General features: G+C 65.8%; 1 protein-coding gene. It reads left to right on the top strand.

Annotation, left to right across the window (positions count from 1 at the left end; genetic code table 11):
- Positions 1-121: 121 nt before the first annotated feature.
- The coding region (locus AOQ71_RS49695) for a hypothetical protein (protein WP_430648622.1) at positions 122-278 on the top strand (157 nt) is incomplete at its 3' end.

The raw sequence follows: 278 nt of genomic DNA on the forward strand, positions 1-278 counted from the left end.
CCTTCTCACGGCGCGAAGAACGTGGATGCCCGGGACATAGGCGAGCGAAGCGACGCCGTCCTTCGGACGGCTATGCCCGGGCATGACGGCAACGACAGATGACCTAAAGCGAGGACCCATGATGACCGCGCACCGCAAATCCAATGGCGACACCGCCAGTTTCGTCCGCCGCCACATCGGCCCCTCCGCGCGCGATGTCGCCGCAATGCTCGAGACGGTCGGCGCGAAGAGCGTCGACGCGTTGATGTCGGAAACGCTGCCGGCTTCGATCCGGCAGG

The sequence above is a fragment of the Bradyrhizobium manausense genome, from assembly GCF_001440035.1.
Lineage (GTDB): Bacteria > Pseudomonadota > Alphaproteobacteria > Rhizobiales > Xanthobacteraceae > Bradyrhizobium > Bradyrhizobium manausense.